Here is a 15060-nt window from a genome sequence, read left to right as displayed (position 1 = left end):
AAAGCTGATAGACTGACCGCTCCCACCATGCAAACACAGTCAAGCCGCTAACCGATGGGTGATCAGCCCGCGCTTACGTTGATCGCGGCCGGGATGGCGCCCACTGACGTGGTATCAGTTCAACGCGACGTCGCGCCGGATCACGTTGATAACGGCGGGCAAATATCTCGATATTTTGAATGACTTGCGTGTGGTGCGCTGAATATTGGGCAAGCTGGCGTTGCAACGATGCAAAAACGATTTCTTCCTCGTCTTCTGGCTCGCGCCTGTCTTCAATCGGGCATTCAGCGTCATCAATAAATACGGTGGTCTGGTTGCCGCTGACCAGAGGATCTTGCTCTACAAGCTCACCGTTTCGGTCAACCGTGAATGTTTGGGCCGTTCCCGCCGTGCTAACGAATACAAAGGAGAGGTTACAGATCGCCGCCGTTATTGGCTCAGTTCGGGCTTGACTCGTCTGCCTGGTCTTTGTTCTCAAAGTCCGGCAACTGGATACGAGCGCGGACGCCCTCATACCAAGGGATACGTTGGACGCCAATGTCAAACTGGTCGAAGAAGCCCAACAATCCGTTGGTCGTCTTGAACTCACGAACCTTGAATTCTCTTCTAGACGTAACCAGAACCTTTTCGATCTGTCCGTCCGGCGACACCGCACGGATAATCCAATTGCCTGAAAACGTATTATATTGCTTCGTTGCGCTCTGCATACACACAACTTCCGCAAAGTATCCTTCGTCGAGTAGCTGCTTAAAACCATCTTCGCTGACCACGTTTGGCCCCTGTGCTAGTACATCTTGCGTCATGGTTTCGTTCCGGCATTGGACCGCAGAAACCTAAGTGATACAGTTCACTTAGATCGATACGATATAGTTGATTTGTATGCAAGCCACTTTATTTGTTTTGCATGTGGTCTGCGACTCAGACTCATACCAACCAGATACCGACCGTTTTTTCAATGAAATAGGGGGGTTCCCGTACATAGCCGAGATCGCCATCCCCCGACACCGCCTCTTTGATTGTGGTTTTTGTGAGGCTCGGCCACGCTGAATAGCGAAGGTTTACAGGTTTGTCGCGTGAGTCCAGATTAGTGGTTTTGTTGCCTTATGCTGAAAAAATCGCCTATTTTCGTTAGCACATCCTCGCGAACTTCGGGGATTTCCGACAAAATATCATGTTTGGCGTTTGGGATTAGCTCAAGTGTTCCGTTGGGCCAGCGTTCCATGCGATCTTCCACGGCTTTAATGTCAACAACCACATCACGATCGCCACAAAAGGAGATGCAAGGAACATCAGGTGAGCGCATCTTGGATAGGACTCGACACTCTTTCAGGGCTTCGAAAACCCACCCCATGCTAGGTGCGCCAGTTTGCTGATCTGAGAGCATTTCGGCCTGATAGACCATGTACTGAAACATTTCGGGATCGTTCGTCAGCCTGTTTTCATCAAAACCGACGCTGAGAACATAGCACTGCTCTTCTTGGCGCTTATTTCCGGGTGCGAAGATCTGGCCTTTGCCAACGGCTTGAGCCGTCCATGTCAGCGGCCAAGCTGCGATGCGCTCAATTGGCGAAAGATGAATATCCCACAGTGGTCCGGTAAACGCACAAGCATTTACTGGCAAACCTTCCAAAGCAGCGCGCAGGCCAATGCAGGCACCTAAGGAGTGTCCAAGCAAGTACCATGGTTTCGGCAAATCTAGCGCGTGCGCAGCATTGACCATTGCGGCAACATCTTTCTGATAGTCCGAAAATCGGGCCACATGGCTGGTTATCGGGTTGTCGGCAATCCTGTCCGCTAGACCTTGCCCGCGCCAATCAATCACGAAGCTCACGTAGCCGCGTCTGCTAAATTTTGTCGCTGTGCGTCCAAACTTCTCTATATACTCGGTACGTCCAGGAAAGATAAGAACGGTGCCTTTGCGCGCTGCCTCTGGTTGCCACGCGGCCACACGCAGCCGCACCCCATCGTCAGCGTGTATCCAATAAGCCGAGCCATTGGTTGGGCCGTCTGCAACTTCGGGGTAAAACGTTGCTTTTTCCATTCAATTCCTACGGTTGATCAAGTTTTGGACTATACAGACTATAAAATGCGACCAGCAAACTAGCTGCCAAAAGAAGCGAGAATCCAGTGAACATCCCAATCAGCACTAGATTAACAGAAAGCAGCAGAACAACTGCGATCATCTTCCACTGTTCCGTCTTTATACCATAGGTAACTGCGGACATCGGGGAACGCTTCAGCACCGCGTTGATTTGAAGAAAACAGGCGGCAAAGATGAGACAATTCACGAACAACAGAAGTAGGCTTGTAAACTGAGGTATGCCCCTCTGTTCGAGCGAAAATCGTTCAGGTTCGCGACCAACCAGAGCAGCTTGCGCATCGTTGACCAGCCAATCTACAATGGTTTCTCCATTAGATAGCAAGTAAGTGGATTGCAGTTTTATGCAAGTGACAAACAAAATGGCCAGGACAGTGCAGCGAAAAACGCCCTCTATAATCCTTGCGCCTACTTCGCGAACCTTGCTTTGATGAACCTCATCTGAGTGAAGTTCCGTCGCTCCGCATATCTCGTAGAAATCATTTGCGATCGCAAAGAGAAAAATGAGACCGGCAAACAAAAACCACATGAGCATCCCAAAATATATGTATGCGAACATTGACACAGCGATTGCTGCGGGAATCGAGATAACGTCAGGACGCACAATCGCCACAATACTCCAGTCCATCATGTAGCCGGAGGCGTCACCTTGTAGCAGTACGCGCAGATGCACACCGGACCATTGGAGCAAAAATAGCAGTCCGAAACTGAGGATCGTAATCGACCAAAACAGCCATGAAAAAGAGGCGACTTTAGATTCCCAACCATCGGTGTCGTCACCTACTGTGGTGCTTGCGGCTATTAACTCAGATCGCCATTTTGCCTTCCATGAAGATAGCAACCTTGCCACTGTAACGAGGAAAAGTGGCAGAATGGCAAGCGGTAGGATTGTCCAACTCGGAGCCCACAAGAATCCAACCTGCTTATCTAGACCTTCCACAGCACGATAGGTCACACTTTGAACACCGAAAATAAACGTCATGATGGCGAGCGCGGTAAGGCCTACCCAAACCACAGATGATAAGGTCAATGGATGTTGCCCGGTAAACAAAGCTTCTGTTCTTGCCGCTAAATTTAGGCCACGCTCCCTATCTGCAACGTCATTTCTCTGCGCCGCCATGATCGGGTTGCTCGTTTTGGCATTGGTGCAGTCTGCTCCCACCGTATCAAGCGCCCTCGACGATTCCGGGTTTTCCTTGTTCCGTTTCTCCCGCCTTTTAGCAACAAGTCGAGATTGCGCCGCTGCAAGTTTCGCCCGCCACAGGCGGGTGGCTTCTGGATCGCCGCACCCAAAAACCTGCGCCAACAGTCGGATATTGTCAGTCTTAATCCCTTGATCGTTGTCTTGGAACCAACGCTGCACCGTTCGCAATTCCACTCCTGATCCGGTGCTTTCAACGTGTGAAATAGCGTCTGCAAGAAGCTCCGGCGTCCAGGAACCTACGGGAACGCCATCCTTATCCACAGGTCGCCCCGCTCCCTCTCTCGCCATCTGCCGGATCAGTTTCTTGAAATCGAAATCATCATTCGGCGGATAGATAAAATATTTATCGTTCTTAATCACGACTCTACACGCTTTCTCGTCGCTTCATGTCGTACTGTGTCGTGTTTCTTTCCCCGATAAAAGTACAACCAGAGCGCGCAGCCAATTCCAGCTAAAACACGCCAAATCATTCTTCCAAAGGGGACCCAATGCTGAACTCTGCCATCCGAACTCTGCGAAACCTACCAGCTATCGGCTCAGGCCATGTCATCATCGTATCCGTTGCCAAAAAGAAATTATATGCGCGGGCTGTACAGCGCATCGTAGACCAAAATTCACGTGAAGTCGTTGGATGGGTGTATGAATGGAATACAGGCGAACGGGTAAAAACATGGAAGAACGGACGGCGCGCGAACGTCGTTTACGAGTAGTGCTCTGGTCTCCCCTGAAATCATGAAAGATGCCCCAGCATCTTGCGGTGAATGCATGTGGTGGGGCGCAGCCGCCACTTGTCGGGGACTTAGCATTCTGCCCCAGTTAGCGCACACTGTAACGTTGACTGGGGTGGACTTTAAACATACAGAACACTTACAACGATACAAAGCACTTGTATTGAAAGGAGTGGGAATGCCTAAATTGCTAAAGTGGCCACTCAAAGGAACCCTCTTTGCCGCGGCCACCGGGTTGCTATTCGCAGGTTCCGAAAAAGCAGACGCCTACCCGATAGATTGCGCCATTTTTCTATGCTTGGCTGGTGGGTGGCCTTCTTCTGCGGAATGTACCGCCGCTCGCGCCGAATTTATTCGCCGCATCACGCCCTGGCCCATCGAGCCGCCCTTGCAAATCTGGCGGTGCCCAATGGGAGCCTCGTATCGTACCGAGCCAGGCAACCCGGTGCAGCGCTTCTATGACGCTGCTTTCCCTGCCCCGCCAATGCAGTTCCTTTCGACGGCAGAACCGGCGATCATGCCAGCAGTGTTCAAAAGTGCCTATTTTGAACCGAGCGCAGCGGCGATCTTGGAGCTTGTTGCAGGAGACGTGTCAGACGCGAACGGTCGAGCCGATGTGGATATATCCGATCCCATCTTTGACTTTGTTCGTTCGATCAGGGTCTGGGACGTCCGCACCTACCGTCACCGGCCACAAGGCAGCGATGGCGGGTGCCACGAATTTGCCGTCATGAACCTTGGATCATACGGGACTCAGGGAGACTTCGCTTGGCGGCTCACCGGTCCCGGCAGCGCACCGGCTTTCGTCATTCCGTCGCGCGCTTGCACTCGCAATTCCGGCAGGCGCGGCGTGGGCGTAGAATGGACGGACTACGAAGGCAATCACGACTTTGAGTGGGTCAACTACTAAGCCTCCTGCGCAACGTTCAGCCGCACGCAATAATTGCGGCAGGCATCAACACAATGTTTGCCTGTTGCTAACGGACAGTCAGAATCAAGAGATCGGAGCCGTAACCAAGCATCGAAAACGAAAACCCCCGCGAGGCGGTAACCTGCGGGGGGCTTTAGAGCCGAGGGATTGGCGTCCCGGATCGACCAAACTAAAACTATAGGTCTTTTTCTAAACCCTCCCAACTCGACGAGCAAGCAAAAACGCACCTGTGCGAACACGGAAGAATTGCTCGCTCACCGCCTCGCTTCACACGAGTGAGGACAGAACAGTGACCAGATCGAGTATTCCCCATAGCGGGGATTTCATGCGCCTTTTTGCCCGGACCCCCATGACAGGGGCCGCGCTTAGGACGGCCAATGCCTTAGCGGGCCACATCAGCTATGACGGCGTCTTCAGAGGCGCCCCCAAGGGCTCTGCAGCGTTTACAATGAAGGAATTGCGGATCGTGACCGCTTTGAGCGAACGCGCCATACGCGCCGCCCTGGACGAGCTGGCAATCCTGTTCGGGCTGACCATCCAGCGCCGTCACCACAACCGGCACCTTTTCACCTTTTCCAAGACCTGTGACGTTACCGCAGACACGCCCGCCGCTGTCGATCCCGCCCCTGCAAGACCGGCCCGGAACGCGGCCAAACAACGCGTAACCGGCACGGCAGTGCCGCCTTCACTATATACTGGAACAAAAAGTAATAATGATACGCCTTCGACCATTCAGATTTCAGAAGGGGCAGGGTCTGTCTATCAGACTCCGTTCGCCGCCGTGATCGACACTGCGAAAAAAGGCACAGAGGCCGAGAAGATGGACACGCAGTTCCTCTGGGCGGGGTTTCACATACTCAACCGTCGAAACAGCCACGCTCACGCGCCCCTGTCGTGGCTGATTGCATTTGTTCGAAAGGCCAAACCCAAGTTTGAGCCAGCACCGAAAGCGCCGCCAAAACAGTCTGCGCCAACTCCACCGTGTACCGATCCGGTGATCCTCATGGCAAGGCCCGCGCCCTTTGCCAACAAGGCATTTCACGAAGGCGACCTTCAGAAAGCTATCGGGAAAGATGCCTATGATCACCGTGTCGCTGAAATCCAAAGGACCTACGGCGCAAACCACTTCGCAGCCAAACTCGCCGTCCACGGACAGGCCGTCAAAGAAGGGATAATCAGACCATGAAATATTTTCCGGTCATCATCGCCGCCCTGACCATCCTTTGCCCAGGTTCCGCATATGCTGAATGGTGCGATCCCCCGATTGCGCCCGAGTTGACGACCACTGAACTGGCAAAGGACTTCCGCGAAGAGTTCAAGGATGAGTTCACGCAGTATTTTCGCGATGCTTCACAATACACCGCCTGTCTCGATGCCGAGAGGGCGCGCATCTGGGAAGAAATGCAGTTCACGGTACAGCGATACGAGCGATTCCTGAACGACAGCAAAAATTGGGATGGCGACGAGTGACTGGCGAGAACCAAATCGAAATTTTCCCCACGGCTCTGCGTTTGCTTCGCATTCGTGCGAGGGGAAAAGCTGTTACGGCAGCGTACCTACGATCGGTTCGAACGACATATCCAGAATGTCGCACGGCAGGTGCTCCCAATCTGACAGGACTAAAGCCTCCTACGTTTTGCAAATCCAGTCTCAATATAGGAGCCTCAGTTGGGGGTAGCGCGCGCCGGGTTCAGTGCCTGAGTCTTATAAGCCCGCATATGTTAAATTTCTCTAATGCGACCCTTAGGATGTCGTCTATGTCCGGTCAGTTCTGAGCAGAAACAAAACGAATATTTAGTTCATCAGCCAAGACACCCAGTCTTTTGTCGCTAGTCCAGAGCGTACTTCCCGGAAGGAGAAGGCAGGAAGCGATGAGACTGACGTCCACGTAGCCAACGCCTCGAGCAAAAAGCTTGCGGGAGTTGATCAACGTACGAACCTCTGCGGTGGATGCGATAGGCACTTTTGGCAGGTCGTCTAACAAGCCGAGGATTTGTGCCCTTGCCCTCAAGGACCCCAAGGCAATTTCCGCAACCACGAGCGGGTGACAGACAACGTGACCTCTATTGAGAAGACGTGTCAGATCTACGCTTCCATTTCTCAGGTGATCAATCCAGACAGAAGTGTCGACCAAGATCATTCAGAACGTCTTCTGGGCGCAGCCTCCAAATCGGGTTCTGAGCCACCGAGCAAAGCCAGTCTCTTCGAGCTTTCGCGTTCAATCAGCGCTTTCAATGCTTCCTTTAAAAGCACACCTCTCTCGGATACGCCAGTGAGCACCGACGCTTTGTCAAAGAGAGCATCATCTAAGTTAACTGTCGTCCTCATGGTATCCTCACATCATTTCGGGCATCATATGGTGATATTTCTCGTGCCTTCAAGGCCTAAGATGATCCTAAGGCATCATCAAGTTGTCGGCGATCTTGGCAACGATAGCCTGTGGCGTAACGGTCAGCCGGGAAACCGTTCGGAACTGGGTGAACCGGTTTGGCCGCCATTTCGCCGATTGCATCAAGCGCGACAGGCCGGGCTCCAGTGACAAATGGCACTTGGATGAAGTCGTTGTTCCGATCAATGGCGTGAAATTCTGGCTCTGGCGGGCAGTCGACGAGAACGGGGACGTGCTCGACATTCTTGTACAAAAGCAACGCAATGCAAAGGTCGCCAGACGGTTCCTGAAGCGGCTGATCGACCGGTTTGGTGCGCCACGGGTCGTGATCACCGACAAACCGCGGAGTTACATCAAGCCGATCCGCAGTCCTGCCGCGAATGCTAATCATAGGGCACACAAGGGCTTGAATAACCGGATCGAAGGATCGCATCGGCCGACCCGAAAGCGAGAGAAGCTCATGGGCCGGTTCAAGTCACCCAGACAGGCGCAAGGATTTCTGGCGGCTCATGACCAGATCAACACAATCTTCCGTCCCCGCCGCTATCGTCTCACCGCCACATTATACCGCCACGCTCGAAATGGCTGCCTGACCGGCATCAATCAGGCCGCATTCAGGTGCAAATAAGCTGGCAATGCCCCTGGTCGATGCAATGCATAGTAGCTTGAAGGGTATTTAAACAAGGATTCTTGGGCTCGCCACTGATGCCTTGAAGAGGGCCAACACAGACCCTGGGATCAGAATGTCACTCGGGCTCGCAATCCGAACAAGGCGACAGCATCCCTGTTGGGGTTCAAAGCCGGATTCACAACGATTTGCAGGCTGGGCGTGATCTGAAGATTCTCGGTAAGCTGGACCCTGTAGTAGGTCTCGCTTATCCACTGCTCGTTGAGGTCGACCCCGAACGTATCCGAATTGGGTCGGCCCCAGTTGAGGCCGAAGCCGAGCTGGTTGCCGCCCGGCTTGTTCTGGTATCCAAAACCGCCGCTCACCGACCTATCGTAAAGGCCCCCGCCTTCATGGGCCCAAGCGGCACGCAAGAACAGCAACCATTGCTCGTTCACAACATGGGAGATATTCCCATTAACGCCCCATCCTTTCTGCACGCCGCTAACGTCACTTTCATCCTGCTGCCAGACCGCGATATGCGCATTGTCGAACAAAAATCGCTTGCCACCTCCGGTGATCCCGATCTCCGCGGTCTTGAAGGTGTTGAAGTCACCGAAGAAAGTATTGAAGCCCTTGAACATGGATGTGGGCTGGAAACCGGCGTCCATGATGCTGGCAGCCGCATAGATGTTGTCGGTCAGATAGCCGCCGACCATCGCGCCAAGCGCGGCGTCCGGCAACGTGACCATCGTGTTTGAGCCGATCGTAAAGGCGAGATTTCCAAAGCCGGTCCAAGGACTGGCCAACGGGTAACCATCGAAATATTCCTTCATATCAAGAAAGCCGACACGCAAGACAGCGCGGTCGTCGGCGAAGTCCTGCTTCCAGTAGAGGGTGGTCGCGCGAAAGCCGTCGTCGTTGAAGACGGGTTCTGGCGTACCGACGAACCCGACTTCGACGCCGAAGGCAGACGGCGGGATGTCGGTGTAGGAGTGCCGGTTTTCGATCTTGAACTCAAGGCTGCCGGTGTTCGCCGCGCCGCGGTTCAGCAACTCCCAGGAACCAAAGAAGCGCAAGACCCCAGAGGCCGAGGTGTCGTCGCCGAGGCTGTCGGTCGCGGCGAAACCCACGGCGAGGTAATCGCCGCCGAAGCTGAGCCCTGTGCTCTCGGCGATACCGGCCTTCCATCCTTCCCACCCTTCGAGAACATTGAGATTGAGTAGATCCGCCTTCTCCTCGCGATTATCGCGCAGGATCGTGGTCACCGCTCGGGGGCCGCTAAAAGGGTCATGGTCAAAAGCAATTCGCATCGGCGCCCCGGTGCGGGAGGCACCCTGCTCTGCGGTCTCAGCGAAGGCAGGTTGCCAACACATAAAGAATGAAAGCACAGCCAGTGGAGCGACTGTCATCCTTGGTGAAAACAGGGCGACCCCTCGCGATTTAGTTCTCGGCATGGCTATACTCCTTTGCTGCCCCATTCTCTCTTGACTGGGCATAAGCCTCTTCATCTTGATGAATTCATAGACGGCCACTTCATTTCTCCAACTCAGAGCCAGTGGTGTGGCAGTTTCTAACCGTTGAGTTCGACTTCAGGATCCGGAATGAGCCCGAGACCGTCGAACCCAAAGATCATCAATTGAACGGCAAGCGAGCAGAGCAGCAGCCCCACGATGCGCAGAACAATCTTCAGGATCTCTGGCGGGATCTTGGCGAAAATCTTGTCCGCCGCGAGCAGAAACCCGAGATTGATCGCCATCACGGCAAGGATGAGCACGAGGAAGATCGCGCCGTCACCCGTTCCTGCCTGCAGTGTTGCATCGATCGCAACGATCGCGACAAGCCCTTGCGGCGACGCCATGAGCGGTACGGCGAGCGGGAACGTCGCCACATCAAGCGACGGCGCCGGCGGCGGGCCGTCCGCACCCTGATCCTTGTCCTCGCCGAGGATCATGTTGAGCGCGAACAGAAGCAGGATGATGCCGCCCGCGATCAGCAGCGCCTCTGTGCTGACCTTCAGCCCCGCCAGGATCGCCGCGCCGATCAGGGCGAAGACGATGCAGATCACGGTCGATACGGTCACCGTACGGAACGCGATCGCGCGCTTGAGAGAGGCGTCCGCTGATTTCGTCAGGCTCATATAGACAAGCGCTGCGCGCGTTGGCCCGCACGTGACGAGTAGAAGTACGAAAATTTCAGACCAGCCCATGAAGTCACCCCTTTTTTCTTCCACTTTTCTTCCACCAGCGGGCAACGCCACCAATTGAGAACTCTATAGCAATGGCCCGTGGCATCTTCAATAAAACGTTCCATTCGAACAGGCGTCCCTCGGGCAACAGGATCGCAAAGATTCCGCCGCGGCGAAGATAGCTTTTCTAGCGGCCACACCTATCCAGCAAGGGCTGCGAACTGCGCAAAGCTAAACTGCTCTGAATGGTCAAACTGACCTTTCCGGATCATGTGGCCATGATCTCTTCAAGATCGAGATACGAAACGGGAAAGCGTACGTAGGAATACACGGCATATAGGAGCACCGATTTCGGGCACTGCGCGCCTTCGAAACTGATCAACTCTTAAATCCTGACTGAGTCTCGGGAAAGTGTCGGGTCTGGTTCGACACGCCGGGCGACGCAACTGAAATGCGAAACTTTGCGTCACTACCGGTTGACGTCATTATCACTTATTGCCTAGCCTCATCTCGGGGCAGAAGGCCGCGGCGTGGTTTTGGGCGAGTGAAATAGAGATGACGAACATGTTCGATGATGACGCGCCCAGCCTCGGGCGGCTCTGCGACACCGGCCTATCCCTGGACGCGCAGCGAGTCGCCCTCATCCAGGGCGAGCGGTCGATGACGTATGCAGAGCTTGAGCAGCGCATCAATCGGGTCGCCAATGGGCTGATCTCGCTCGGAGTCGAGCGGTCCGAGCGCGTCCTCGTCATCTTCGAAAACGACATCCGCTTCCCCGAACTCCTGCTCGGTATCGTCAGGGTCGGCGCCGTAGCGGTCCCGGTCAACTTCAAGCTTCAGCCGCCGCAGCACATGGATCTGGCTCGGGACTGTGGGAGTCGCATCGTCTTCGGCAGCGCCGGGACGGACGAATCCGTCCTGGCCTGCCTGGCCGACGGGGGTGCCGAGGTCGGTATCGTCGTCGATGCCGACCAGGGTCCGCTTCGAAACTATGAGGACTGGCTGGCCTCATCCTCGTCCGAACGCTGCGATCATGGGACGACCGGCAGCGACGTCTGCATCCAGGCGTACACCTCGGGCTCGACCGGACGACCCAAGGGGGTTCTTCTCGCGCACGGTGGGTTATTGCTTAACGTTCGGCTCCAGGTGGAGTCCAACCGGATCGACAAGAACTCACGGGTCTTGCTGTCGACGCCGCTCTTCCACATGAACGCCATGGCTTCGGGACTCCTCCCGTGCCTGAGCCAGGGCGGCTCGGTGGTCATTCTCAAGGAGTTCGACGCGGATCGCGTGATCGATGCGATCGAGACGCAGGGCTGCACCTACACCAGCGGTGTACCAGCCACTTACAAGCTGATTCTGGCTGCCGCGCGGCAAAGACCGCACTTGGATGCCTCGAGCCTCGAGTTCATCGCAGTGGGGTCTGCTCCCATGACACGCGCGCTTCTTGACGAACTGGTCCTGACCTTGCCCGGTGTCGATGTGATTGAAGGGTACGGGCTGACGGAGTGTGGGCCCATCATCACCCTCAACCCACGCGGCCAAAACAAACTGGGCACGATCGGTCCCGCTCTCCCGGGCTTCGAATGCAAGGTCATCGACCGCGACGGGAACATCTTGCCACAGGGAGAGGAGGGGGAACTTGTCGTGCGCAGCGAGTGCAACGCCCTCGGCTATTACAACCGACCGGACGCCGATGCGAAGTGCTTCCGGGACGGCTGGGTGTATACCGGGGATATCGTGGCGTGCGACCCCGACGGCTGGTTCACCTACAGGGGGCGCGTCGACGACCAGATGAACGTGGGAGGCGAGAATGTCTTCCCGGCCGAAGTCGAGAACATCCTCGCCACTCATCCGGACGTGCGGGACGTCTGTGTCATTCCTGTCCCCCACGCGGTGAAGGGCCAAGTTCCGGTGGCCTTCGTCGTGCGCAACGTCGGATCGACCCTCGATGAGAAGGAACTCATTGACTACTACGTGGCGCGCGGACCCCTGTATTCCCATCCGCGCCGTATCTACTTCATCGATGAGATGCCGCTCATGGCGACCGGGAAAACCGACCGGCAGGCTCTTGCAAGGCTGGCTCGCGAGCCAGGCCCGGGAACGGGGCCCTCTCCCGTCGTCCGCTGACTTGCCATAGCAAGTGCTTATCGGACTTGGAGCCCGGGACGGGGCTTGAATCGCCTACCCACGAAGACAATGGATCAGGACATCGGCACCATCACTAAGACCTTCTCGCTGACCCGGTTGGCCAGGTCAGGAAGATAATCGCAAAATGAAATGCAGCCTGACCGGGTGCCAGAGTCTCGATACCGGACGAAAGGTGTATCGCTGCTCCGGTTATTCGTAAGCGGCGGCTGGCACCCACCTGTTTTTGATCGGGGTGATCTGAAATTCAGACCCTGTTGGATAACAGGAGTTGAGTTTCGCCATGGAGACTACGAACGAGTTTCTCACGCGTTTGGGCGTTGAGGTCTCACAGACCGGGAGCCGACGGTGGCCGGATCGCGTGAAGGCGCGGATCGTGGCAGAAACGTTGGTGCCTGGGGCAACTGTGAATGACGTTGCGCGTAAGTATGACCTGCGCCCGAACCACCTGTCGGGTTGGCGTCGGCTGGCCAAGGATGGTGAACTTGTTTTGCCTGCACCGGAGGATAACGCGGACTTCGCACCGTTGGTGCTGTTCGATGTCGAAAGCCCGCCACCGGCCGAAGATACGGAATCGGCAGGCTCGGCAATCGAGATCATTGCCGGAGCGGTTTCTGTCCGGCTGGACGGAGCAACGCCTGCGGCGCGGATCGGGGACATCGTGCGCGCACTTGGGGGTGGCGCATGATCTTTCCATCGAACCGGGTGCGCATATTGGTGGCGACCACGCCGGTTGATTTCCGCAAAGGTCACGATGGACTGACAGCCATGGTGCAAAGCGTGCTCCGCAAAGATCCATTCACGGGGACGGTGTTCCTGTTCCGCGCGAAGCGCTTGGATAGATTGAAGCTGCTCTACTGGGACGGGACCGGCCTTGTGATGGCTTACAAGCGGCTCGAGGATACGACCTTCACCTGGCCCGCGATCAAGGACGGAATGATGGCGCTGAATCACGCGCAATTCGAGGCGCTGTTTTCCGGGCTGGACTGGCGGAAGGTCAAGGCGCTGGACACTCGGCCACCGGCTGCGGCGGAGTGAATCAGGGCATCAATTGCAGCGGTCATGACCGTGCTTGTGGTGTATAATTCTGGCCATGAGCGCTGCTGCCAAAGACCTCGATCTTTCCGTCCTGCCACCGGAATACCGCGTGGCTTTCGAGGCCTTGCAGGCCACCGCCGTGCGGGCAGCCGAGCTGGAGGACATCGTCAAGCGTCTTGAGCATTTGGTGGCCGAGCTGAACCATGCGATCCACGGCAAGAAGTCCGAGAAACTCAGTGAAGATGATCGCCAACTGGCGTTCGAGGATCTTGAGGTTGCCGTCGCCGCGGCCCGCGAACAAAAGCAAGTGCAGGCGCCAGGGGATGACACGTCCAAGCGCAAAAGGATCACCAGGCGCAACCGCGGCAACCTGCCGGAGGGGTTGCCGCGCCTCGAGCGTGTGATCGAGCCTGACAGCCTGATATGCCCATGCGGCTGCGGGCAGATGCACAGGATCGGCGAGGACCGCAACGAGCGGCTCGACATCGTCCCCGCGCAGTGCCGTGTGATCGTGACGGTCCGCCCCAAATACGCCTGCCGCACCTGCACCGACGGGGTCACACAAGCACCGACGCCCGCGTGGCTGATCGAGGGCGGGCTGCCCACCGAAGGCGCCATCGCACATGTGCTGGTCAGCAAATACGCGGACCATCTTCCGTTATATCGTCAGAGCCAGATCCTGGCCCGCTCTGGCATCGACATCCACCGTTCCACACTGGCGGATTGGGTTGGTGTGGCGGCTTTCCACCTTGGACCCGTCGTGGACCGGCTGGCCGAGCACCTGAAGGCGTCCACGAAGCTGTTCATGGACGAAACCACGGCGCCGGTCCTCGATCCGGGCCGAGGGCGCACTAAAACCGGCTTTCTATGGGCGCTTGCCCGCGATGATCGGTCATGGAGCGGCGATGATCCCCCCGGGGTCGTCTATTTCTATGCTCCCGATCGCCGCGGGGAGAATGCCGAGAAATTCCTGGCCGGGTTCAACGGCACACTGCAACTCGATGGCTATCAGGGCTACAATCGGCTGACGCGGCCGGACCGCAAGAACGGCGATCCGATCATTGTCGCGCATTGCTGGGCGCACGCCCGCCGCAAACTCAAGGAAGTCTTCGACCGCGATGGCTCGGAAATCGCAGCCGAGGGCTTGCGCCGGATCGCCGAAATCTATGCCGTCGAGAAAGATATCTGCGGCACGGCCCCGGGCCAGCGCCTCTCGGCCCGACGGGCCCGATCCGCCCCTCTGGTCGAAGCCTTCGGCACTTGGCTGCAAGCGCAACGTCTGCGCATCTCGGCCAAATCGCGCCTCGGGGAGAAGCTCGCCTACATCCACCGCCACTGGGACGGCCTTCAAACATTCCTGACGGACGGCCGTGTCGAGATCGACTCCAACAAGGTCGAGAACTTGGTCAGACCGATTGCTCTAAACAGAAAAAATGCGTTGTTCGCCGGTCATGACGAGGGTGGCAAGGCATGGGGCCGCATCGCATCCCTGATCGAGACCGCCAAGATCAACAACGTCGAACCGTTCGCCTATCTCAAGGCTACGCTCGAAGCCATCGCGGTCGGACATCCGCAACACCGCATCGATGAGTTGCTTCCCTGGAACTTCCAGCCGTCAAGCTGAAACCTCAGTGCCTTCCAGACACCGCTTACGGTTATTCGGCCGCACGCGCCGAGTCCGGCACCGGTCGTTTTTTTCCGGCTTCATCCACCGCCACGTAGGTGAAGA

At 56.3% G+C, this 15060-nt stretch carries 14 protein-coding genes and 2 pseudogenes; 8 read left to right on the top strand and 8 right to left on the bottom strand.

From position 1 onward, the window contains the following. Nucleotides 1-437: 437 nt before the first annotated feature. The 3 genes from LC354_RS21750 to LC354_RS21740 form a co-directional block, all read right to left on the bottom strand. Nucleotides 438-803 carry a hypothetical protein gene (locus LC354_RS21750; RefSeq protein ID WP_223427835.1) on the bottom strand — a complete coding sequence of 122 codons (366 nt, stop codon included), beginning with the start codon at nucleotides 801-803 and terminating at the stop codon, nucleotides 438-440. A gap of 281 nt (nucleotides 804-1084) precedes the next feature. Continuing rightward, nucleotides 1085-2041 (bottom strand): alpha/beta hydrolase, encoded by a 957-nt coding sequence (locus LC354_RS21745; protein ID WP_223427833.1) that lies wholly within the window; start codon nucleotides 2039-2041, stop codon nucleotides 1085-1087. Nucleotides 2042-2048: 7 nt separating this feature from the next. Next, nucleotides 2049-3662 (bottom strand): RcgA family putative transporter, encoded by a 1614-nt coding sequence (locus LC354_RS21740; RefSeq protein WP_223427831.1) that lies wholly within the window; start codon nucleotides 3660-3662, stop codon nucleotides 2049-2051. Nucleotides 3663-4145: 483 nt separating this feature from the next. Between LC354_RS21740 and LC354_RS21735 the strand changes: the two genes are divergently transcribed. The 3 genes from LC354_RS21735 (at nucleotide 4146) to LC354_RS21725 (ending at nucleotide 6431) form a co-directional block, all read left to right on the top strand. Then, nucleotides 4146-4940, top strand: a complete 795-nt coding sequence (locus LC354_RS21735) for a hypothetical protein (protein ID WP_223427829.1) — start codon at nucleotides 4146-4148, stop codon at nucleotides 4938-4940. 310 nt (nucleotides 4941-5250) lie between these two features. Beyond that, nucleotides 5251-6147 carry a hypothetical protein gene (locus LC354_RS21730; RefSeq protein ID WP_223427827.1) on the top strand — a complete coding sequence of 299 codons (897 nt, stop codon included), beginning with the start codon at nucleotides 5251-5253 and terminating at the stop codon, nucleotides 6145-6147. Further along, entirely contained in the window at nucleotides 6144-6431 is a 288-nt protein-coding gene (locus tag LC354_RS21725) for a hypothetical protein (protein ID WP_223427825.1), read from the top strand. The genes LC354_RS21730 and LC354_RS21725 overlap by 4 nt, the downstream gene beginning before the upstream one ends. Nucleotides 6432-6726: 295 nt before the next feature. Here the strand turns inward: LC354_RS21725 and LC354_RS28080 are convergent, their stop codons facing one another. Further along, nucleotides 6727-7101, bottom strand: a complete 375-nt coding sequence (locus LC354_RS28080) for a type II toxin-antitoxin system VapC family toxin (protein ID WP_223427824.1) — start codon at nucleotides 7099-7101, stop codon at nucleotides 6727-6729. Next, nucleotides 7098-7289, bottom strand: a complete 192-nt coding sequence (locus LC354_RS28075; RefSeq protein ID WP_223427823.1) for a type II toxin-antitoxin system VapB family antitoxin — start codon at nucleotides 7287-7289, stop codon at nucleotides 7098-7100. Before LC354_RS28075 ends, LC354_RS28080 begins: the two co-directional genes overlap by 4 nt. A 113-nt stretch (nucleotides 7290-7402) precedes the next feature. Between LC354_RS28075 and LC354_RS21710 the strand changes: the two are divergent. Next, nucleotides 7403-7978 (top strand): annotated as a pseudogene (locus LC354_RS21710) (IS6 family transposase); the annotation flags it as partial. 110 nt (nucleotides 7979-8088) lie between these two features. Here the strand turns inward: LC354_RS21710 and LC354_RS27930 are convergent. The 3 genes and pseudogenes from LC354_RS27930 to LC354_RS21695 form a co-directional block, all read right to left on the bottom strand. Beyond that, nucleotides 8089-9225, bottom strand: a complete 1137-nt coding sequence (locus LC354_RS27930; RefSeq protein ID WP_223427822.1) for a carbohydrate porin — start codon at nucleotides 9223-9225, stop codon at nucleotides 8089-8091. Nucleotides 9226-9530: 305 nt separating this feature from the next. After that, on the bottom strand, nucleotides 9531-10166 hold the full coding sequence (locus LC354_RS21700; protein WP_223427820.1) for a MarC family protein: 636 nt from the start codon (nucleotides 10164-10166) through the stop codon (nucleotides 9531-9533). A 256-nt stretch (nucleotides 10167-10422) separates the two neighbouring features. After that, a pseudogene (locus LC354_RS21695) lies at nucleotides 10423-10527 on the bottom strand (IS6 family transposase); the annotation flags it as partial. A 182-nt stretch (nucleotides 10528-10709) separates the two neighbouring features. On the opposite strand from LC354_RS21695, the gene LC354_RS21690 reads away from it, so the two are divergent. The 4 genes from LC354_RS21690 (at nucleotide 10710) to tnpC (ending at nucleotide 14955) form a co-directional block, all read left to right on the top strand. Continuing rightward, nucleotides 10710-12275: a class I adenylate-forming enzyme family protein gene (locus LC354_RS21690; protein ID WP_223427818.1), complete on the top strand. Its 1566-nt coding sequence runs from the start codon at nucleotides 10710-10712 to the stop codon at nucleotides 12273-12275. Nucleotides 12276-12576: 301 nt separating this feature from the next. Further along, nucleotides 12577-12981 carry an IS66-like element accessory protein TnpA gene (gene tnpA, locus LC354_RS21685; RefSeq protein WP_223427816.1) on the top strand — a complete coding sequence of 135 codons (405 nt, stop codon included), beginning with the start codon at nucleotides 12577-12579 and terminating at the stop codon, nucleotides 12979-12981. Continuing rightward, a complete protein-coding gene (tnpB, locus tag LC354_RS21680) occupies nucleotides 12978-13331 on the top strand; it encodes an IS66 family insertion sequence element accessory protein TnpB (protein WP_223427813.1) in 354 nt (117 codons plus the stop codon). Before tnpA ends, tnpB begins: the two co-directional genes overlap by 4 nt. A 55-nt stretch (nucleotides 13332-13386) precedes the next feature. Continuing rightward, the gene (gene tnpC / locus LC354_RS21675; RefSeq protein ID WP_223427806.1) at nucleotides 13387-14955 is read left to right on the top strand and encodes an IS66 family transposase; all 1569 of its coding nucleotides are present in this window, start codon (nucleotides 13387-13389) and stop codon (nucleotides 14953-14955) included. The last annotated feature ends 105 nt before the right edge of the window (nucleotides 14956-15060 follow it).

The sequence above is a fragment of the Tateyamaria pelophila genome, from assembly GCF_019966495.1.
Taxonomy (GTDB): domain Bacteria; phylum Pseudomonadota; class Alphaproteobacteria; order Rhodobacterales; family Rhodobacteraceae; genus Tateyamaria; species Tateyamaria pelophila.
This window is presented reverse-complemented; position numbering and strand designations above follow the sequence as displayed.